This is a genomic window from Pectobacterium aquaticum (genome assembly GCF_003382565.3).
Classification (GTDB): Bacteria; Pseudomonadota; Gammaproteobacteria; order Enterobacterales; family Enterobacteriaceae; genus Pectobacterium; species Pectobacterium aquaticum.
In genome coordinates this window covers 3,650,086-3,670,550 of record NZ_CP086253.1, presented here as the reverse complement: position 1 = coordinate 3,670,550, position 20,465 = coordinate 3,650,086, and the positions used below count along the sequence as shown (strand labels likewise).

Genomic DNA, 20,465 nt, shown 5'->3' with positions numbered 1-20,465 from the left:
AAAATGGCCGACAGCGCCGGCCATGAAAAAGGATGTGGTGAACGCTGGAGCTGTTTAGTTCGCCTGATTTTTCTTTTTGATAAAGTAGCCCACGCCCAGAATAACCAGCCAGACCGGAATCAGCATGACGGAAATCTGAATGCCCGGCGTCAGGAACATGATGACCAGTATACCGGCCAGGAACAACAGACAGAGGTAGTTACCCAGCGGATAAAGCAGCGCTTTAAACTTGGTCACCGTACCTTCTTTGTCCTTTTGCGCACGGAACTTTAGGTGCGCCAGACTGATCATCGCCCAGTTAATCACAAGAGCCGACACAACCAGCGCCATCAGCAACTCGAAGGCTTTACCCGGAATGAGGTAGTTTATCAGGACGCACAGCGCCGTCGCCAGCGCGGAGATACCGATAGCAACAACCGGAACGCCACGAGCATCGACAGTTTTCAGTACTTTCGGTCCGTTACCCTGTTTCGCCAGACCGAACAGCATGCGGCTGTTGCAATACACGCAGCTGTTGTAAACGGACAGCGCCGCGGTCAGTACCACGATGTTCAGCACCGTTGCCACAACGTTACTGTTCAGTTCATGGAAGATCATGACGAATGGGCTACCGCCTTCCACAACCTTGCCCCACGGGTACAGTGACAGCAGGATCGCGAGTGAACCGATGTAGAAAATCAGGATGCGGTAGATAACCTGATTGGTCGCGCGTGGAATGCTTTTCTCTGGGTCATCTGCTTCTGCTGCGGTAATCCCCACCAGCTCCAGCCCGCCAAATGAGAACATGATCACGGCCATCGCCATCACCAGACCGAGCACGCCGTTCGGGAAGAAGCCGCCCTGCGCCCACAGGTTGGTTACGGTTGCTTCCGGCCCGCCCGTACCGCTGAGCAGCAGCCAGCCACCGAAGACAATCATGCCAATAATAGCGACGACTTTGATGATGGCAAACCAGAATTCCATCTCACCGTAGACTTTGACGTTCGCCAGATTGATGGCGTTAATCAGCAGGAAGAAGACGGCGGCGGACACCCAGGTCGGAATGTCTGGCCACCAGTACTGGACGTAAATCCCCACGGCGCTGAGCTCGGCCATGGCGACCAGCACATACAGCACCCAGTAGTTCCATCCCGATGCAAAGCCAGCGAAATCGCCCCAGTATTTATAAGCAAAGTGGCTGAACGATCCGGCTACCGGCTCTTCAACCACCATTTCGCCCAGTTGGCGCATAATGAGAAATGCGATCAGGCCGCCAATTGCATAGCCTAATAGGACCGATGGCCCGGCCATTTTGATTGTCTGCGCAATACCAAGAAAGAGGCCAGTACCTACTGCGCCACCCAAGGCAATCAACTGAATATGACGGTTTTTCAAACCACGCTTTAACGTGCCGTCCGTTTGTTGATTATCCATCAAATTTAACCCTCTGCCAGTGCAAGTAAAAAACACGGTGTGAACGAACACGCGTATTAGTGACTGTACGTTTGTGTAATTTTATTTTTACGGGTGGTGTTTCTTTAAATAATGAAACCGCTACCGTTTGCCAGAGAATAGTGGTAAGTGCGCAAGATTGCACTGATTTCTTATAGTCTGATAATTAAAAACTATCGCTACATCAAAATTTTCATCCTTCTTTAATTAAGAGCCTGATGACAAGAAAATCGAGAGAGGTTTTTTAGGATGGGAGGGGGTTGTTACCTCTTTAGGTTTACTCCCTTTTATTATCTCTTTATCCCCGCTGTAAAAAGAGTGCTCACCACAATGTGGATTTGTCGGGGTGATGCTTTTCTTTTTAGAATAAAAATTCTTATTTTTTGAATTAAAATTCACTATTTTCGTATTTAAACGGTTCAGCAATGCCTGCTTTACGTTTCAAAAAAGTTAAAATATAGACAGAGGGGATTAATGGTAATACCACAGGCGGGCTATCACTTTGCCGCATGTTTCTCGTGCATTTGTTAAAATCTGGTGGGATTGGTGATTTAGCTCAAGGTCCTTATGGACAGAAGGTGAATACTTTGTTACTTTAGCGTCACGTTTTTGAAATTGGTATTACCAATTGACTCCGCGCCATTCGCAGAGAAGAATTCACTATGGCATACAGCAAGATCCGTCAGCCCAAACTGTCAGATGTGATTGAACAGCAGTTGGAGTTTCTGATTCTTGAGGGAACCTTGCGCCCCGGCGAGAAGCTCCCACCGGAGCGCGAACTAGCAAAACAGTTCGATGTTTCCCGCCCTTCTCTGAGAGAAGCCATTCAACGCCTGGAAGCCAAAGGTCTCCTTTTGCGCCGTCAGGGTGGTGGTACCTTCGTTCAAGCCAATCTATGGCAAAGCGTCAGCGATCCGCTGGCAGAATTATTGAGCACACATCCCGAATCACAGTTCGATCTTCTGGAAACGCGTCATGCGCTGGAAGGCATTGCTGCCTACTATGCTGCGTTGCGTGGCACAGAGTCGGATCTGCAGCGTATCCGGGATTGTCATGCCGTGATTGAGAAGGCGAGGGAAGCGGGCGATCTGGACGCCGAATCAGAAGCCGTTATGCAGTATCAGGTTGCTGTAACAGAAGCGACGCATAATGTGGTGTTGCTGCATTTGGTGCGCTGTATGGGGCCGATGCTCGAACAGAATGTGAGGCAGAATTTTGAATTGCTTTATTTGAGCCGTGAAGTGCTGGCTCAGGTTAGCATTCATCGCGCCAGCATTTTTGAGGCGATTGTTGCCCGTGAGCCAGAGAAGGCGCGCGAAGCATCACACCGTCATCTGGCGTTTATTGAGGAAGTATTGCTGGATCTTAACCGGGAACATAGTCGGCGCGAGAGATCGCTGCGTCGGCTCCAGCAACGCAGGGATTGAGCACCCGTACTTTGGGGCTCTGAATGCGGTAATGACGACGATGAGCCTGTCTTCATGCGTTTTGCTTAGGACGAAACCTAAGTCAGAATGCAGGAAGACAGGCTCCATAAACTAACTGATTAGAGAAGATAAGGAATAACCATGTCAGATCGTTTAAATAATGACGTGGATCCGATCGAAACCCGCGACTGGCTGCAGGCGATCGAATCGGTCATCCGTGAAGAGGGTGTTGAGCGCGCCCAGTTCCTGATTGATCAGGTTCTGAGTGAAGCACGTAAAGGCGGTGTCAGCGTTGCTGCTGGTACAGCTGCACGTCAATACATCAACACCATCGCAGTGGAAGACGAGCCGGAATACCCTGGTAATCTGGATCTGGAACGTCGTATTCGCTCAGCAATCCGCTGGAACGCGATCATGACAGTGCTGCGTGCTTCTAAAAAGGATCTGGATCTGGGCGGCCACATGGCTTCTTTCCAGTCTTCCGCCACTTTCTATGAAGTGTGCTTTAACCACTTCTTCCGTGCTCGCACTGCGCAGGACGGCGGCGACCTGGTCTACTTCCAGGGCCACATTTCTCCGGGCGTTTACGCTCGTGCCTTCCTTGAAGGCCGTCTGACTGAAGATCAGATGAACAACTTCCGTCAGGAAGTTCACGGTAACGGTCTGTCTTCTTATCCGCACCCGAAACTGATGCCGGACTTCTGGCAGTTCCCGACCGTCTCTATGGGTCTGGGCCCGATCGGTGCTATCTACCAGGCTAAATTCCTGAAGTATCTTGAAAACCGTGGTCTGAAAGATACCTCTAAACAAACCGTTTATGCCTTCCTAGGCGACGGTGAAATGGACGAACCAGAATCCAAAGGTGCGATCACTATCGCGACCCGTGAAAAACTGGACAACCTGGTGTTCGTCATCAACTGTAACCTGCAGCGTCTGGATGGTCCGGTTACCGGTAACGGCAAGATCATCAACGAGCTGGAAGGTATCTTCAGCGGCGCTGGCTGGGACGTGATCAAAGTCATGTGGGGCGACCGTTGGGACGAACTGCTGCGTAAAGACACCAGCGGTAAACTGATCCAACTGATGGAAGAAACCGTCGACGGTGACTACCAGACCTTCAAATCCAAAAACGGTGCCTATGTGCGTGAGCACTTCTTCGGTAAATACCCGGAGACGGCAGAACTGGTTAAAGACTGGACTGACGATCAAATTTGGTCACTGAACCGTGGTGGTCACGATCCGAAGAAAGTCTACGCTGCACTGAAAAAAGCGCAGGACACCAAAGGCAAACCAACCGTTATTCTGGCGCATACCATTAAAGGTTATGGTATGGGCGACGCGGCTGAAGGTAAGAACATCGCGCACCAGGTTAAGAAAGTTAACATGGATGGCGTGCGTTACTTCCGCGATCGCTTCAACGTACCAGTATCTGATGCCGACATCGAAAAACTGCCGTACATCACTTTCGATAAAGAGTCTGAAGAGTACAAGTATCTGCACGAGCGTCGTCAGGCGCTGGGTGGCTACCTGCCGTCTCGTCAGCCTAACTTCAGCGAAAAACTGGAACTGCCAACGCTGGAAGATTTCAGCACTCTGCTGGAAGAGCAGAACAAAGAAATCTCTACCACTATCGCGTTTGTACGTGCCCTGAACGTGATGCTGAAGAACCCATCTATCAAAGATCGCTTGGTTCCGATCATCGCTGACGAAGCGCGCACCTTCGGTATGGAAGGTCTGTTCCGTCAGATCGGTATCTATAGCCCGAAAGGCCAGCAGTACACTCCGCAGGACCGTGAGCAGGTTGCTTACTACAAAGAAGACCAGAAAGGTCAGATTCTGCAGGAAGGTATCAACGAGCTGGGCGCAGGTTCTTCTTGGCTGGCGGCGGCAACGTCTTACAGCACCAACAACCTGCCGATGATCCCGTTCTACATCTACTATTCCATGTTCGGTTTCCAACGTATCGGCGACCTGTGCTGGGCAGCGGGTGACCAACAGGCTCGTGGCTTCCTGATCGGTGGTACTTCAGGTCGTACGACGCTGAACGGCGAAGGTCTGCAGCACGAAGATGGTCACAGCCACATTCAGTCTCTGACTATCCCGAACTGTATTTCCTACGATCCGGCATTTGCCTACGAAGTTGCGGTCATCATGCATGACGGTCTGCATCGCATGTACGGTGAAGCGCAGGAAAACATTTACTACTACATCACCACGCTGAACGAAAACTACCACATGCCTGCGATGCCGCAGGGTGCGGAAGAAGGTATCCGTAAGGGTATCTACAAGCTGGAAACGGTTGAAGGTAGCAAAGGTAAAGTGCAACTGCTGGGTTCTGGCTCTATCCTGCGTCACGTACGTGAAGCAGCTCAGATTCTGGCGACAGACTACGGCATCGGTTCTGACGTATTCAGCGTAACGTCCTTCACTGAACTGGCACGTGAAGGCCAGGATTGTGAGCGTTGGAACATGCTGCATCCAACCGAAACGCCACGCGTACCTTACGTGGCTCAGGTACTGAGCGATGCGCCAGCGGTGGCATCTACTGACTACATGAAGCTGTTTGCTGAGCAAATCCGTAGCTTCGTCCCTGCTAGCGATTATCGCGTACTGGGTACTGACGGTTTCGGTCGTTCTGACAGCCGTGAGAACCTGCGTCACCACTTCGAAGTGGATGCGTCTTACGTCGTGGTTGCGGCTCTGGGTGAACTGGCTAAACGCGGTGAAATCGATAAGAAAGTGGTTGCAGATGCCATCACTAAATTCAACATCGATGCAGATAAAGTTAACCCGCGTCTGGCATAAGAGGTAAAGATTACATGGCTATCGAAATCAACGTACCGGACATCGGTGCAGATGAAGTTGAAGTCACCGAAGTGCTGGTGAAGGTTGGCGACAAAGTTGAAGCTGAACAGTCGCTGATCACGGTTGAAGGTGATAAGGCTTCTATGGAAGTCCCTTCTCCGCAGGCGGGTGTCGTGAAAGAGATTAACGTCTCTGTCGGTGACAAAGTTGAAACTGGCAAACTGATCATGATTTTCGATTCCGCCGACGGTGCAGTTGACGCTGCACCTGCCAAGGCAGAAGAGAAGAAAGAAGCGGCTCCGGCTGCTGCCCCAGCGGCATCGGCAGCGAAAGACGTCAACGTACCGGATATCGGCGGTGATGAAGTCGAAGTGACTGAAGTGCTGGTTAAAGTGGGCGACACCGTTGCGGCTGAACAATCTCTGATCACTGTAGAAGGCGACAAAGCGTCTATGGAAGTCCCGGCACCTTTCGCAGGTACGGTTAAAGAGATCAAAATCAGCACTGGCGATAAAGTTTCTACCGGAACGCTTATCATGGTGTTCGAAGTGGCGGGTGCTGCACCTGCTGCCGCTCCGGCACAAGCCGCTGCTCCAGCAGCAACTGCGCTAGCGGCCTCTGCGGCGAAAGAAGTCAACGTACCTGATATCGGCGGCGACGAAGTTGAAGTGACTGAAGTGATGGTTAAAGTTGGCGATAAAATCGCGGCTGAGCAATCACTGATCACCGTTGAAGGCGACAAGGCTTCAATGGAAGTCCCTGCGCCGTTCGCGGGTACGGTTAAAGAAATCAAAATCAGCACTGGCGATAAAGTGAAAACCGGTTCACTGATCATGGTCTTCGAAGTGGAAGGCGCTGCACCTGCGGCGGCTCCAGCGGCCAAGCAAGAAGCGGCTGCTGCACCTGCTCCAGCGGCAAAACCTGCTGCTGCGCCAGTTGCGAAAGCAGAAGGCAAGAGCGAGTTCGCTGAGAATGATGCTTACATTCACGCCACGCCGGTTATCCGTCGTCTGGCTCGTGAATTCGGCGTGAATCTGGCAAAAGTGAAGGGTTCTGGTCGTAAAGGCCGTATCCTGCGCGAAGACGTTCAGACTTACGTGAAAGATGCCGTGAAACGCGCTGAGTCTGCACCAGCGGCTGCCGCTGGCGGCGGTCTGCCGGGCATGCTGCCATGGCCGAAAGTTGATTTCAGCAAGTTTGGTGAAGTGGAAGAAGTGGAACTGGGCCGCATCCAGAAAATTTCTGGTGCCAACCTGAGCCGTAACTGGGTGGTGATCCCGCACGTTACTCACTTTGATAAAACGGATATCACCGATCTGGAAGCGTTCCGTAAACAGCAGAACGCCGAAGCTGAGAAGCGCAGACTGGATGTGAAATTCACCCCAGTTGTCTTCATCATGAAAGCCGTTGCCGCTGCGCTTGAGCAGATGCCACGCTTCAACAGTTCACTGTCTGAAGACGCTCAACGTCTGACACTGAAGAAATACATCAACATCGGTGTAGCGGTTGATACCCCGAATGGTCTGGTGGTTCCAGTGTTCAAAGACGTGAACAAGAAGAGCATCACTGAGCTGTCTCGCGAACTGATGGCGATCTCCAAGAAAGCCCGTGACGGTAAGCTGACCGCTGGCGAAATGCAGGGCGGATGCTTCACGATCTCCAGCCTGGGCGGCATCGGGACTACGCACTTTGCGCCGATCGTCAACGCGCCGGAAGTGGCTATTCTTGGTGTGTCTAAGTCCGCGATGGAACCGGTCTGGAATGGTAAAGAGTTCACTCCGCGTCTGATGATGCCGATGTCTCTGTCCTTCGACCACCGGGTCATTGACGGTGCTGATGGTGCTCGCTTCATTACCATCATTAACAACACGTTGTCTGACATCCGCCGTCTGGTGATGTAATCGAAAAGCCGGCCTGACGGCCGGCTTTTTTCTGATAAGCTGTTATTTGTTACAGCTGTCAGTGATCAAGGACAAATCGTTAGTCGCTTGTTGTTTCAAAATTGTTAACGATTTTGTAAACTACAGCGGCAAAGACACGTCCCGGTGGAAGAGGGCGTTAAGACTCAATAACAATGACGTCACAGACCCGCCGGAAATCAATTAAGAGGTCATGATGAGTACTGAAATTAAAGCTCAGGTAGTGGTACTTGGTGCCGGCCCCGCGGGTTACTCTGCTGCATTCCGCGCGGCGGATTTGGGTCTGGAAACTGTACTGGTAGAGCGCTACTCCACGCTGGGTGGGGTGTGTCTGAATGTGGGTTGTATCCCTTCCAAAGCCCTGCTGCACGTTGCTAAAGTCATTGAAGAAGCCAAAGCACTGGCAGAACACGGTATCGTGTTCGGTGAACCTAAAACCGACATTGATAAAATCCGTCTGTGGAAAGAAAAAGTCATTACCCAACTGACCGGTGGTCTGGCTGGCATGGCGAAAGGCCGTAAAGTTAAAGTGGTTAACGGTCTGGGCAAATTCACGGGGGCTAATACGCTGGAAGTTGACGGCGAAAACGGCAAAACGACGATCAACTTCGATAACGCGATTATCGCGGCGGGTTCACGTCCAATCCAACTGCCTTTCATTCCTCATGATGACCCACGCGTATGGGATTCTACCGATGCGCTGGAGCTGAAAAGCGTCCCAGGACGTCTGTTGGTTATGGGCGGCGGTATCATCGGTCTGGAAATGGGTACCGTTTACCATGCTCTGGGTTCACAGATCGACGTCGTTGAAATGTTCGATCAGGTTATCCCGGCTGCTGACAAAGATGTCGTTAAGGTCTTCACCAAGCGTATCAGCAAGCAGTTCAACCTGATGCTGGAAACCAAAGTGACGGCAGTAGAGGCCAAAGAAGACGGCATCTATGTGACGATGGAAGGCAAAAAAGCGCCAGCCGAGCCACAGCGTTACGATGCGGTTCTGGTTGCTATCGGTCGTGTACCGAACGGCAAAAACCTGGATGCTGGCAAAGCGGGCGTGGAAGTTGACGATCGCGGCTTCATCCACGTTGATAAGCAAATGCGCACCAACGTGCCACACATCTATGCGATCGGCGACATCGTCGGTCAGCCGATGCTGGCGCACAAAGGCGTGCATGAAGGCCACGTTGCTGCTGAAGTGATCTCCGGCAAGAAACACTACTTCGATCCGAAAGTGATTCCTTCTATCGCCTATACCGAACCGGAAGTGGCGTGGGTGGGTCTGACCGAGAAAGAAGCGAAAGAGAAAGGCATCAGCTACGAAACCGCGACCTTCCCATGGGCGGCGTCTGGCCGTGCTATTGCATCTGACTGCGCTGACGGTATGACTAAACTGATTTTCGACAAAGAAACTCACCGTGTTATCGGTGGTGCGATTGTCGGGACTAACGGTGGTGAACTGTTAGGTGAAATCGGTCTGGCGATCGAGATGGGCTGTGATGCAGAAGATATCGCACTGACCATCCATGCGCACCCAACGCTGCATGAGTCTGTTGGTCTGGCCGCTGAAATCTTTGAAGGCAGCATCACTGACTTGCCAAACCCGAAAGCGAAGAAGAAGTAAGTTCGCTCAGGTTCGAATAGCGTGAATTCAATCCGGCACCTTTTATAGGTGCCGGATTTTTTTTACGCATCGGTGCTGAATAATTGAGTGAACTATTTCTCTGTTGTTCCTGCTCTACTATTAGGGAGGTGGAGTACTATTGCGTAAATTGGCTAATAAATGCGCATGATGTTTGGTATTATAGACCCCAACGACGTGCAACAGGCTATGCTTATAATGTCACCAGTCCTCAACGATAGCGGGAGTTTTGATATGGCGATTCTTCCAATGTCATATAGCCCCGCCACTATGGCGCGGGAATATCGGAAAATTGGCGAAACGAGTGTGAATGGTCGCGCCGTGGATATTTATATCCATAATGAGCGGCATCACGCCGTTGCCATATATGGAGAGCCTGATGACGTTAACGGTGATTTACGGCATGTTGTTGTTGCAAAGATTGACCTAAAGTCTCGTCACAGCAATGATGAAACCGAGACTATTTTGGCGGTCATCGGTTATTACGAAAATCAGCAACTGGTAGATGACACTCTTGCTCAGGTTGAAGGTGTGATTGTCACTAAACGTGAACGAAACGCCAATGTCGCGAGCGCCATGTATAAGGCGCTCATTAATGACGGCATTGTGCTGGTGAGTGATAACTCAATTCCCAGGTGGGAAAACCTTGTGGGCACGTATGGCACGTAAAGAGGTTGGCATTGAGATATTTGTGTTCGACTCAGAACAACGTACTTTCTGGCCGTATGACGGAGAACGGATTCGATACGATGGTCGCAGCATTCCCGAAAGCGATATCTGGAGCCTTGCGCCGAATGAATCGCGAAAAGGAGTTGTGCTGGTGGCTGAACGCAAACGAGACGGATCAGCCGCCTGATGTCATTTTGTGTCTACTGTTACGATGAATCATAATCCGGCACCTTTATAGGTGCCGGATTTTTTTGCCTGCGGCTTCGCAGAATGCGTCTTCCGTCCGTTTATTTTTAGCCGCGTCAATTACAATCAAACCTCAAAAAAGAAACGACGTTTTGTTTTTGAGGTTATGATGAATCTTAATACCTTACGCACCTCTGTCTGGCTGTTGACGGCTTTGCTGGCTAGCCCTTCACTGATGGCGAACGATATGAACCCTACGATTCAACCCGCGACGGATCAGGCGGTGACAGACGAAGGGCTTCCTTCATTCTATCCGCAGCTTAAGCAGCAGATGACCTACTCGGATTCTTGGCTATCTGGGAATTTTACGGATTTTAGCCAGTGGCAAGCCCAGTCGAGAAAAACGCTGCGTTCGCTGCTCCTGACGCCTGATTCCACCAAAGACTTTGCCCCGCAGGCGATTGAAAAACAGGATCGCGGCAGCTACACGGCAGAGAAAATTGCCTTTAATCTGACCGATGAAAGCCGCGTAGACGCGCTGCTCCTGACCCCAAAAAGCGCGGGGCCGCATCCTGCGGTCATCCTGCTACACGATCATGGCGCGAAGTTTGATATCGGCAAAGAGAAGATGATCAAGCCGTGGGGGAATAACGAGCAGCTTGATTCCGCACAGGCGTGGGCCGATAAGTTTTTCACTGGGCGCTTTGTCGGGGATGAACTGGCGAAGCGGGGCTATGTGGTGCTGGCGGTGGATGCACTCGGTTGGGGATCGCGTGGGCCGATCAAATATGAGCAGCAGCAGGCGCTGGCGAGCAATTTCTTTAATCTGGGGCGCTCGCTCGCGGGGCTGATGGCCTACGAAGACATGCGGGCAACGGATTTTCTGGCATCGCTTGAACAGGTTGATAAGCAACGTATTGGCGTCGTCGGTTTCTCGATGGGTGCCTACCGTGCCTGGCAGCTCGCCGCGCTGTCCGATAAGGTGGCGGCAACGGCAGCGGTGTCCTGGATTGGCACGTACGATGGCCTGATGACGCCAGGCAACAATGTGCTGAGAGGGCAGTCGGCATTCTATATGCTGCATCCGGGGTTACCGACACGCTTTGATTTCCCGGATGTGGCGAGCGTCGCCGCGCCAAAACCGATGCTGTTATTTAACGGCGGCAAAGACAAACTGTTCCCGACGCAATCCGTTGAAGACGCCTACGCCAAAATGCACAAGGTGTGGCAATCCCAGCGGGCGGACAGCAAGCTGCAAACCAAGATCTGGCCTGAGCTGGGACACGTTTTCTATCAAGAGCAGCAGGAAGAAGTCTTTAGCTTTTTGGACCAGTGGCTAAAGCCGGCATCCCGCTAAAACCGGCATCTTGTTAAAACTGGCATCTTGTTAAAACTGGCATCTTGTTAAAACAACAGCCCAAGCAAATAGCGTAGATCGCCTTCCTGCCGTAATGCGCAGCGGTCGGCGATCTGGCTGCTGTTGAGATGCGCCAGCGAACCGATCGTTTGCCGCAGCTTGGCACGGAGATCGGTAGGGCGCGCCGAGGTTTCCTGACGTGTGGTGCGCTGGATTAGCGTGCTGCCGTTACGCAAGTGCAGCGTAACCTCATGAAAACGCGCTTCCGGGTCAAGCTCGTCGGGTGGTGCGGTTTCATCGGCACGGCGTATGACGCGATTCGCCAGTGCGGAGATTGTGGTTTCAACTGGTGCTTCCGAAAAATGTGCCAGCTTCAGTTCCCCTTCAATCAGCGCCGCTGCAATCACATATTCCAGACTGAAACGCGCTTCTACGCCGTTTGTGGCATTGCGGATAAAGGGGGCGACATCGCCGCCCGGCGGGAAGGTCACCGTGATCTGTTCGATAGCGTCGGCCAGATCGGCATCCGCACCCTTCTGCTTATACCACTGTTCCCGCAGCGCAAACGCGGCTTCTGCGGCGCTGTGGGTGCCGCCACAGGTCGGGTAGCGTTTGAATTCCAGACCGGGAGACAGCATGCGCCACGGCGCGCCCCAGTTTTCAACCAGCAGCTCCGGCTGCTGTTTTTGATCGCCATGCGCCGCAAGAAAGGCGTCAATCACCTGCTGTGTGTTGCCCTCGAAACCCGCCAAGCCCAGCTTGACGGCGGTTAGCCCCGCTCTGGCGGAAAGCCCGGCGTGTAGTGGTTTGACCGCTGAACCAAACTGCGCCCGCAGCCCGGCGGCCTGCGTGGCGGCCAGACCAAGAATGGTTTGCGTCTGCTCTACCGAAGCACCAGCCAGACGTGCGGCAGCGGCAGCGGCGGCGATAGCGCCGAGCGTAGCCGTGTTGTGGTAACCGAGGCTGTAATGACGCGGGCCACATGCCAGCCCGATTCTGCCTGCGGCTTCCACGCCGATCACATAGGCCGTCAAAAACGCTTCTTCCGTCACGGCAGGATCTTCTGCGGCCAGAGCAAACAGGGCGGGCAGAATGACGGTGCTGGGGTGGCCGCGAAACGCCGGATGATAATCGTCAAAGTCCAGTACGTGACCGGCATAACCCAGGATCAGACTACGTGTCAGGCTGTCCGTGCCGCTGAATACCTGCTTTAACGGCGCGAGCCCGCTATCGGCAATCGCACCCTGTACGATGGGAAGTGCGGTGGAAACGAAGTCAGTCACCCCGTCACGGGCAGCATCAATCGCTTCTCGATTGGGTTCGCTATGGATGATGTGGTGGGCAAGCGTTGCGGTGATATCAGTCTGATTGGTCATGAGTCGTCATGTATCGCTGGCAGAAAAGCACTAATTTACTGTGCATCGCTGAATAGCGATTAATAACCAAACGGAATAATAAATTCCATTTGGTTATTAGTGGTTCAGAATCAGAAGCGGTCTTTTAACTGCCCCGGCGTAATACCGAATGCACGACGCAGAGCGGTGGCAAAGTTGGCAGGGCTGTTGTAACCGGCGATGCTGGCGGCTTGCGCAATACCGATGCCGTCTTTCTGCAAGGCTAGCATAGCGCGCTGCAAACGGCAGTTACGCAGGTATTCAAACACGCTCATATTAAACGTCTGTCGGAAATGACGTTGCAATGTACTTTCGCTCATGTTGACGCTTTTAGCGATCTCACTCATCGACAGATGGTCGGCGCTGCCGCTTTCCAGCATATCTCTGACCTGTTGAATGCGATGGTAGCTGCGCAGGGTAACACCGCTGCTTTTTTCCTGCGCGACGCTGGCGGTCAATGAAGTAAACGCCTCGATAATCAGGCTCATACACTGCATTTCCAGATAAAGGCGCTGGAGCGGCGTTTGACAAGGTTCAGCGTCCAGCGTTTGTAAGGCAATCGCCAATGCCTGTCGGGACGGTGTCCACAGGTGTGTCGCCAGATGGGTCTGCGTGAAATCGTGGATGGCCTGCCAGTCGCCAACGGTATCCAGCATATTGCCGTACAGCCATTCCCTGTCGAACGTCAGCGTAATCGTTCGCTCATATTCATCACGCTTGCCGATGCGGGTAAACATCGTCGGCTCCGTCAGCGCAATCAGTGAGGCGGGCTGCTTCTCTCCCAGATGCAGTTCCTGATGACCAAAGGAGATGTGCGCATTGCCACTTACCACGATGGCCAGCTTGATTGCGCCATCCAGCAGGTTTTGGGTTTTCATATTGTGGCGATTAATCACATCCGCGGTGTGCAGGATCAGATGCGGATTGAGCTGTACGACAGTGAACGAGCCAAACAGCACTGGCGTGTTATCGATCAGCCGAGGGCCGATAAAACGGTAATTGTTCGCGACCAGACTCGATTGCTGAACGATGTGATCTTTATAGATCGGCTTTGATGACTGAGTGAAGCTGCGCACGTGATTACCTACCTGATTGAACCCTTCGACCTGCGCCTTCCATTTTGATGCTTTGGCAAAACATTTTGCTGCTAGAGCAAACCCCGTCCTGAATGACAAATGTAACAATGACCGCGCCAAAATGGTAATGCAAATACTTCTCAATAGCATTTTTCGTTGAGGACGTCACAGTGCGAGGCCTCATTTCTTACAGGGCAGGATAATTTTGATGAAACTACCACAATCGCGTCGTTATCTGGCGACGCTCATTGGCGTTAGCTGCGGGATGACGTCGTTTCTGAGCGCTGCGCAGACTTCGACCGCGCCTTCAACAGAACCTGCCCCTCAGGTGCAGAATCAGGCCGAAAGTAAAGCGTCGGGCGATACGATGGTGGTGACGGCCGCCGAGCAAACCCGTCAGGCTCCGGGCGTGTCGGTGATTACGGCTGAAGATATCAGCAAACGTCCGCCTGCTAACGATCTGTCCGATCTGATTCGAACCATGCCGGGCGTCAATCTGTCCGGTAACTCAACCAGCGGCCAGCGCGGTAACAATCGCCAGATCGATATCCGCGGCATGGGACCGGAAAACACGCTGATTCTGGTGGATGGCAAGCCCGTGTCGAGCCGTACGGCGGTGCGTTACGGCTGGCGCGGTGAGCGCGATACCCGTGGTGACACCAACTGGGTGCCTGCCGATATGGTCGAGCGTATTGAAGTGCTGCGCGGCCCAGCGGCGGCGCGCTATGGTAACGGCGCAGCGGGCGGTGTGGTCAACATCATCACCAAACAGCCGACGCAAGAATGGCACGGCACCTGGAACACCTTCCTGAACGCGCCGGAGCATAGTTCGGAAGGCGCAACCAAGCGTACCGATTTTAGCCTGATGGGTGGCCTGACCGACAGCTTGAGCTTCCGTCTGTACGGTAACCTGAATAAAACCGAGGCTGATGCACGCGATATTAACCAAGGGCATCAGTCCGCGCGCGCGGGCAATCAATCCGCTTCACTGCCTTCCGGACGCGAAGGGGTGCGTAATAAAGATATCAATGGCCTGTTACGTTGGGATATGACCAAGCAGCAGTCGCTGGAATTCGAAGCGGGTTCCAGCCGTCAGGGCAATATCTATGCGGGCGATACACAAAATACAAATACCGATGTCAATACAGGTTATGTTCGCGGTAATTATGGTAAAGAAACCAACCGCATGTACCGCCAAAACTTCGCAGTAACGCATCGCGGCTACTGGGACAGCGGCGTCAGCTCTACGTCGTATCTGCAATACGAACGCACGCACAATACTCGTATTCTGGAAGGATTGGCAGGCGGAACCGAAGGACTGTTTTCTGCAGCGGATACCTTCGGAACTATAAAACTGGATAATTTCACCGCGCACAACGAAGTGAATCTTCCGCTGAATCTCTGGGTCGATCAGGTACTCACGTTCGGGGTTGAGTGGAACGAGCAGAAGATGACGGATCCGGTGTCGAACACGCAGACGACAACCGAAGCGGGCAGCGTGGGTTCGCTGAGCAGCAATGGGCGCAGTGAAAAATCTGCAGCTCGTCTGGCTTCCGCCTTTGTGGAAGATAACGTCCAATTGACGGACAGCACCATGCTGACGCCGGCGTTACGTGTCGATCATCACAGCACGGCAGGCACCAACTGGAGCCCGTCGCTCAACCTGTCGCAGGAGCTGGGTGACGACTATACGCTGAAGTTAGGTATCGCTCGTGCTTACAAAGCGCCGAACCTGTACCAGACCAACGAGAATTATCTCCTCTATAGCCGTGGACAGGGCTGTGCTGGCGGCACGTCTTGCTACCTGATCGGCAATGAAGACCTGAAGGCGGAAACCAGCCTGAATAAAGAGATTGGTTTGGAGTTTCATCGCGATGGGTTGATCGCGGGTATTACCTACTTCCATAACGATTACCGTAACAAGATTGAAGCAGGCAACAATGTTATCGGTAAAGCGGTGGGCGGGAGTGATTTAAGATATGCCAACGCCAATATCTTCCAGTGGGGCAATGTACCGAAAGCCGTTATTCAGGGGCTGGAAGGTAACCTGACCGTTCCTGTTACGGAAAGCATCAACTGGCGTAACAACCTGACTTGGATGCTGGAATCGAAAAATAAAACCACGGGTGATTATCTGTCGATTACGCCGGAGTTTACCCTGAATTCATCAGTGGACTGGCAGGCAACGGAGAACCTTTCCTTCCTGGCCGATGTGACCTGGTATGGTCGCCAGAAGCCGAAGAAATATAACTACAAAGGTGAGCGCGTAACGGGTAGCGCAACCAATGAGTTAAGCCCTTATGCGCTGTTCGGGTTAAGCAGTACCTATAAGTTTAACAAGAACCTGAGCGTGACCGGCGGTGTCGATAACCTGTTTGATAAACGCCTGTTCCGCGCGGGTAATGCGCAGGATGTGGTGAACACGACCAATAATACCGTCACCATCGCGGGTGCCGGTGCGGCAACCTATAACGAACCGGGACGGACTTTCTTTGTTAGCGTGAATACGTCGTTCTAAATTCTCTACCCGTCATACTTAATCGCGAACGCCACGGGAAATCCTGTGGCGTTTTTATTGCGGGATTCCGTCTATGCCGTTTCGTGTCGCGGCTATCAGGGACAGAAAATGCCTTTTAAGGTGGCGACGATTTTCTCCACGTCCTGATTTTCGATGCGGTAGTACAGCGTTTGTGACTCGCGCCGATAGCTAATCAACCCTTCTTCACGCATTTTTGCCAGATGCTGCGAGAGAGCGGACTGGCTGAGCGGGATGTGTTCAAGCAGTGCGCCAACCGACATTTCACCCTTCTCGATAAGTAAGCAAAGCACCAGTAGCCTGTTCTCGTTGCCAATCGCGCGCAGCATAGCCGCTGCTTTTGCTGCACCGTCCTGCATGAATTCTCGATCTGAATTGATTAACGCCATGTTCCTGCCATCCCGCGTAACTGACTAATTTAGTGATGCCTAATATATTGAGCTTATCATACCCTCGGCTTCGAGCGGGATGATATCCGTACCCGTCATATTCACTTTTCCCGACGCTATTGCGAACATTCTGATTATCGTTACGCCATCAAACGATGATTAATCACACTATATTGTTAAAAACCTACCTATTATGTGGTTAACTCAGCATAGTTAGTGTGCGCCGTCAGGGACATGCTATTCTGCTGAGGTCGGCATTTTTCAGTGAGAGCGAAATTGGGCACATAGCGTAGTTGAATAAAAATTAATGTTGCTATTATGTGAACGAATTAACAATCAATTCAAATCCTGATATGCTGACGAGGCTGGACCGGACACTCTACTACCTTACATCCACACGCTGGCACCCAGGCATGGACACCACAAGCGGGAACAAGAGCGCCGGGCATAATGAAGACAATGAGAGCGAGGAGAACGTCGTGCTAGAAGAATATCGTAAGCACGTAGCCGACCGGGCTGCGCAGGGGATTGTTCCTAAACCGTTAGATGCCACGCAGATGGCCGCGCTGGTTGAGTCACTCAAGAATCCCCCAGCGGGCGAAGAAGAAGTATTGCTTGACCTGCTGATTAACCGTGTCCCCCCTGGCGTTGATGAAGCCGCCTACGTGAAGGCCGGTTTTCTGGCTGCCGTCGCTAAAGGCGAAGCCACTTCCCCCTTGGTCACCCAGGAAAAAGCGGTTGAGCTGCTGGGCACTATGCAAGGGGGGTATAACATTCATCCGCTGATTGATGCGTTAGACAACGACAAGTTGGCACCGATTGCCGCCGAAGCGCTGTCCCATACGCTGCTGATGTTTGATAACTTCTACGATGTAGAAGAAAAGGCGAAAGCAGGCAATGCGCACGCCAAGAAAGTGATTCAATCCTGGGCTGATGCCGAGTGGTTCCTGTCCCGCCCGAAACTGGCGGAAAAAATTACGGTTACCGTCTTTAAAGTCACCGGTGAAACCAACACGGATGACCTGTCTCCGGCACCTGATGCCTGGTCGCGCCCGGATATTCCGCTGCACGCGCTGGCGATGCTGAAAAACGCCCGTGAAGGTATCGATCCCGATCAACCTGGCGCCGTGGGCCCGATCAAACAGATCGAAGAACTGAACAAAAAAGGCTTCCCATTGGCTTACGTCGGTGACGTTGTCGGTACCGGTTCGTCGCGTAAATCGGCAACTAATTCCGTGCTGTGGTTCATGGGGGATGATATCCCTCACGTCCCGAACAAACGCGGCGGTGGTGTCGTCCTGGGCGGCAAGATCGCCCCGATATTCTTCAACACCATGGAAGATGCTGGTGCGCTGCCGATCGAAGTCGATGTGAACGATCTGAATATGGGTGATGTGATTGATATCTACCCATATGAAGGTGAAGTGCGCCGCCATGACACCAATGACGTGCTGGCGACCTTCGCGCTGAAGACCGACGTATTGCTGGATGAAGTCCGCGCTGGTGGCCGTATTCCGCTGATTATCGGTCGTGGGCTGACGTCCAAGGCGCGCGAATCACTGGGCTTGCCGCACAGCGATGTTTTCCGTATTTCCAAAGCGGTTGAAGTCAGCAAAAAAGGCTTCTCGCTGGCGCAGAAAATGGTGGGACGTGCCTGTGGCGTTGCGGGTATTCGCCCTGACGAATACTGCGAACCGAAGATGACGTCTGTAGGTTCACAGGACACCACTGGGCCGATGACCCGTGACGAGCTGAAAGATCTGGCCTGTCTGGGCTTCTCCGCCGATCTGGTGATGCAGTCGTTCTGTCACACTGCGGCCTATCCGAAGCCGGTTGACGTGACCACGCACCATACGCTGCCTGATTTCATCATGAACCGTGGCGGCGTCTCGCTGCGTCCGGGCGATGGTGTTATCCACTCCTGGCTGAACCGCATGCTGCTGCCGGATACCGTCGGTACGGGCGGTGACTCCCACACCCGTTTCCCAATCGGTATCTCTTTCCCTGCGGGCTCCGGTCTGGTGGCGTTTGCTGCCGCGACGGGCGTGATGCCGCTGGATATGCCGGAATCTGTTCTGGTGCGTTTCAAAGGGAAAATGCAACCGGGCATTACTCTGCGCGATCTGGTTCACGCCATTCCGCTGTATGCCATCAAGCAAGGCCTGCTGACCGTTGAGAAGAAAGGTAAGAAGAACATCTTCTCTGGCCGTATTCTGGAAATCGAAGGTCTGCCGGATCTGAAAGTTGAGCAGGCGTTTGAACTGACCGACGCCTCGGCGGAGCGTTCTGCTGCGGGCTGTACGATCAAGCTGGATAAAGCGCCGATCATCGAGTATCTGAACTCCAACATCGTGCTGTTGAAGTGGATGATATCCGAAGGCTACGGCGATCGTCGTACGCTGGAGCGCCGTATTCAGGGCATGGAAAAATGGCTGGCCGATCCGCAACTGCTGGAAGCAGATGCCGATGCCGAGTACGCGGCGGTGATCGACATCGATCTGGCCGATATCAAAGAGCCAATCCTGTGTGCGCCGAACGATCCAGACGATGCGCGCTGGTTGTCTGACGTGCAGGGCGAGAAGATTGATGAAGTCTTCATCGGTTCCTGTATGACCAACATCGGTCACTTCCGTGCGGCAGGTAAACTGCTGGATAGCCACAAAGGCCAGCTGCCGACCCGCCTGTGGGTTGCGCCGCCGACCAAGATGGATGCAGCACAGCTGACCGAAGAAGGCTACTACAGCGTGTTTGGTAAGAGCGGTGCGCGTATCGAAATTCCAGGCTGCTCGCTGTGCATGGGTAATCAGGCGCGCGTAGCGGACGGTGCGACGGTCGTTTCTACCTCGACCCGTAACTTCCCGAACCGTTTGGGAACCGGTGCCAACGTGTATCTGGCGTCTGCTGAACTGGCTGCGGTGGCTTCGCTGCTGGGCCGCTTGCCGACCTCAGAAGAGTACCAGACCTACATGTCGCAGGTGGATAAAACCGCGCAGGACACCTATCGCTATCTGAATTTTGACCAGTTAGGTCAATATACCGAGAAAGCCGATGGCGTGATCTTCCAGACGACGGTCTAACTCGCTATAGTTCGCATCCCAACATTGAAGGAGGCCTTGTGCCTCCTTTTTTTATGCGCCATCTCTGCTGGAATTGGCATACGGGATTGTGTGCATCTGCAACATGAAAGGTGAAGGTGCATCACGACGATAGGGTGCAGAGGCGACTAGACTGAACAAAAGAAACATAACAGTGAGGATGGCACCATGGACTATGAATTTTTGCGGGATGTGACGGGCCAGGTCATCGTTCGTATGTCGATGGGACATGAAGCGATCGGGCACTGGTTCAATGAAGAAGTGAAAGGCCAATTGACGATATTGACTGACGTCGAAGAGGCGGCGCGTTCCGTCGCAGGCAGCGAGCGGCAGTGGCGGCGCGTGGGTCATGAATACACGCTGCTTCTTGATGAAGAAGAAGTGATGGTGCAGGCAAATCAGCTGTCTTTCACCACGGATGAGCTGGAGGAAGGCATGAGTTATTACGACGAAGAGAGCCTGTCGTTATGCGGTCTGGATGACTTTCTGACGCTGGTGGAAAAGTATCGCGAGTTCGTCCTGCATTGAGCGTGTTGAAAACA

At 52.9% G+C, this 20,465-nt stretch carries 14 protein-coding genes; 10 read left to right on the top strand and 4 right to left on the bottom strand.

Going from position 1 to position 20,465, the window contains the following annotated elements; translation table 11 throughout:
* Positions 1-54 precede the first annotated feature (54 nt).
* The gene (locus DMB82_RS17000; RefSeq protein ID WP_039530971.1) at positions 55-1,413 is read right to left on the bottom strand and encodes an amino acid permease; all 1,359 of its coding nucleotides are present in this window, start codon (positions 1,411-1,413) and stop codon (positions 55-57) included.
* 680 nt (positions 1,414-2,093) lie between these two features.
* On the opposite strand from DMB82_RS17000, the gene pdhR reads away from it, so the two are divergent.
* The 7 genes from pdhR (at position 2,094) to DMB82_RS16965 (ending at position 11,433) form a co-directional block, all read left to right on the top strand.
* Complete coding sequence (gene pdhR / locus DMB82_RS16995) at positions 2,094-2,858, top strand: pyruvate dehydrogenase complex transcriptional repressor PdhR (protein ID WP_010306328.1); 765 nt, start codon at positions 2,094-2,096, stop codon at positions 2,856-2,858.
* A gap of 141 nt (positions 2,859-2,999) precedes the next feature.
* A complete protein-coding gene (aceE, locus tag DMB82_RS16990) occupies positions 3,000-5,663 on the top strand; it encodes a pyruvate dehydrogenase (acetyl-transferring), homodimeric type (RefSeq protein ID WP_102117344.1) in 2,664 nt (887 codons plus the stop codon).
* A gap of 14 nt (positions 5,664-5,677) precedes the next feature.
* A complete protein-coding gene (gene aceF / locus DMB82_RS16985; protein ID WP_116163719.1) occupies positions 5,678-7,564 on the top strand; it encodes a pyruvate dehydrogenase complex dihydrolipoyllysine-residue acetyltransferase in 1,887 nt (628 codons plus the stop codon).
* A gap of 214 nt (positions 7,565-7,778) precedes the next feature.
* Positions 7,779-9,203 carry a dihydrolipoyl dehydrogenase gene (gene lpdA / locus DMB82_RS16980; RefSeq protein ID WP_014916629.1) on the top strand — a complete coding sequence of 475 codons (1,425 nt, stop codon included), beginning with the start codon at positions 7,779-7,781 and terminating at the stop codon, positions 9,201-9,203.
* Between the two features lie 252 nt (positions 9,204-9,455).
* Positions 9,456-9,890 carry a hypothetical protein gene (locus DMB82_RS16975; RefSeq protein ID WP_228400013.1) on the top strand — a complete coding sequence of 145 codons (435 nt, stop codon included), beginning with the start codon at positions 9,456-9,458 and terminating at the stop codon, positions 9,888-9,890.
* Positions 9,880-10,077: a hypothetical protein gene (locus tag DMB82_RS16970; RefSeq protein ID WP_228400012.1), complete on the top strand. Its 198-nt coding sequence runs from the start codon at positions 9,880-9,882 to the stop codon at positions 10,075-10,077. Before DMB82_RS16975 ends, DMB82_RS16970 begins: the two co-directional genes overlap by 11 nt.
* Before the next feature lie 168 nt (positions 10,078-10,245).
* The gene (locus DMB82_RS16965) at positions 10,246-11,433 is read left to right on the top strand and encodes a dienelactone hydrolase family protein (RefSeq protein ID WP_116163777.1); all 1,188 of its coding nucleotides are present in this window, start codon (positions 10,246-10,248) and stop codon (positions 11,431-11,433) included.
* Between the two features lie 47 nt (positions 11,434-11,480).
* Here the strand turns inward: DMB82_RS16965 and DMB82_RS16960 are convergent, their stop codons facing one another.
* Together DMB82_RS16960 and DMB82_RS16955 are read right to left on the bottom strand one after the other, a co-directional pair.
* On the bottom strand, positions 11,481-12,809 hold the full coding sequence (locus tag DMB82_RS16960; RefSeq protein WP_116163717.1) for an MmgE/PrpD family protein: 1,329 nt from the start codon (positions 12,807-12,809) through the stop codon (positions 11,481-11,483).
* A gap of 110 nt (positions 12,810-12,919) precedes the next feature.
* Positions 12,920-13,903, bottom strand: a complete 984-nt coding sequence (locus DMB82_RS16955; RefSeq protein ID WP_116155419.1) for a helix-turn-helix transcriptional regulator — start codon at positions 13,901-13,903, stop codon at positions 12,920-12,922.
* Between the two features lie 208 nt (positions 13,904-14,111).
* Here DMB82_RS16955 and DMB82_RS16950 point away from each other — a divergent pair, with 208 nt between their 5' ends.
* Positions 14,112-16,421: a TonB-dependent siderophore receptor gene (locus DMB82_RS16950; RefSeq protein ID WP_116163715.1), complete on the top strand. Its 2,310-nt coding sequence runs from the start codon at positions 14,112-14,114 to the stop codon at positions 16,419-16,421.
* 95 nt (positions 16,422-16,516) lie between these two features.
* Here DMB82_RS16950 and DMB82_RS16945 read toward each other — a convergent pair whose 3' ends face one another.
* Positions 16,517-16,828, bottom strand: coding sequence for an ArsR/SmtB family transcription factor (locus tag DMB82_RS16945; protein ID WP_102117339.1), 312 nt, complete (start codon positions 16,826-16,828; stop codon positions 16,517-16,519).
* Between the two features lie 479 nt (positions 16,829-17,307).
* Between DMB82_RS16945 and acnB the strand changes: the two genes are divergently transcribed.
* Together acnB and yacL are read left to right on the top strand one after the other, a co-directional pair.
* Entirely contained in the window at positions 17,308-19,905 is a 2,598-nt protein-coding gene (gene acnB / locus DMB82_RS16940; RefSeq protein WP_116155459.1) for a bifunctional aconitate hydratase 2/2-methylisocitrate dehydratase, read from the top strand.
* Between the two features lie 186 nt (positions 19,906-20,091).
* Positions 20,092-20,451, top strand: a complete 360-nt coding sequence (gene yacL, locus DMB82_RS16935; RefSeq protein WP_102117338.1) for a protein YacL — start codon at positions 20,092-20,094, stop codon at positions 20,449-20,451.
* Positions 20,452-20,465 lie beyond the last annotated feature (14 nt).

Bases quoted from the DNA above. Each gene is read 5' to 3' on its own strand.
- DMB82_RS17000 (WP_039530971.1), bottom strand. From the start codon at position 1,413: ATGGATAATCAACAAACGGACGGCACGTTAAAGCGTGGTTTGAAAAAC.
- DMB82_RS16965 (WP_116163777.1), top strand. From the start codon at position 10,246: ATGAATCTTAATACCTTACGCACCTCTGTCTGGCTGTTGACGGCTTTG.
- DMB82_RS16945 (WP_102117339.1), bottom strand. From the start codon at position 16,828: ATGGCGTTAATCAATTCAGATCGAGAATTCATGCAGGACGGTGCAGCA.
- DMB82_RS16975 (WP_228400013.1), top strand. From the start codon at position 9,456: ATGGCGATTCTTCCAATGTCATATAGCCCCGCCACTATGGCGCGGGAA.
- aceE (WP_102117344.1), top strand. From the start codon at position 3,000: ATGTCAGATCGTTTAAATAATGACGTGGATCCGATCGAAACCCGCGAC.
- DMB82_RS16970 (WP_228400012.1), top strand. From the start codon at position 9,880: ATGGCACGTAAAGAGGTTGGCATTGAGATATTTGTGTTCGACTCAGAA.
- yacL (WP_102117338.1), top strand. From the start codon at position 20,092: ATGGACTATGAATTTTTGCGGGATGTGACGGGCCAGGTCATCGTTCGT.
- pdhR (WP_010306328.1), top strand. From the start codon at position 2,094: ATGGCATACAGCAAGATCCGTCAGCCCAAACTGTCAGATGTGATTGAA.
- DMB82_RS16950 (WP_116163715.1), top strand. From the start codon at position 14,112: ATGAAACTACCACAATCGCGTCGTTATCTGGCGACGCTCATTGGCGTT.
- lpdA (WP_014916629.1), top strand. From the start codon at position 7,779: ATGAGTACTGAAATTAAAGCTCAGGTAGTGGTACTTGGTGCCGGCCCC.
- DMB82_RS16960 (WP_116163717.1), bottom strand. From the start codon at position 12,809: ATGACCAATCAGACTGATATCACCGCAACGCTTGCCCACCACATCATC.
- aceF (WP_116163719.1), top strand. From the start codon at position 5,678: ATGGCTATCGAAATCAACGTACCGGACATCGGTGCAGATGAAGTTGAA.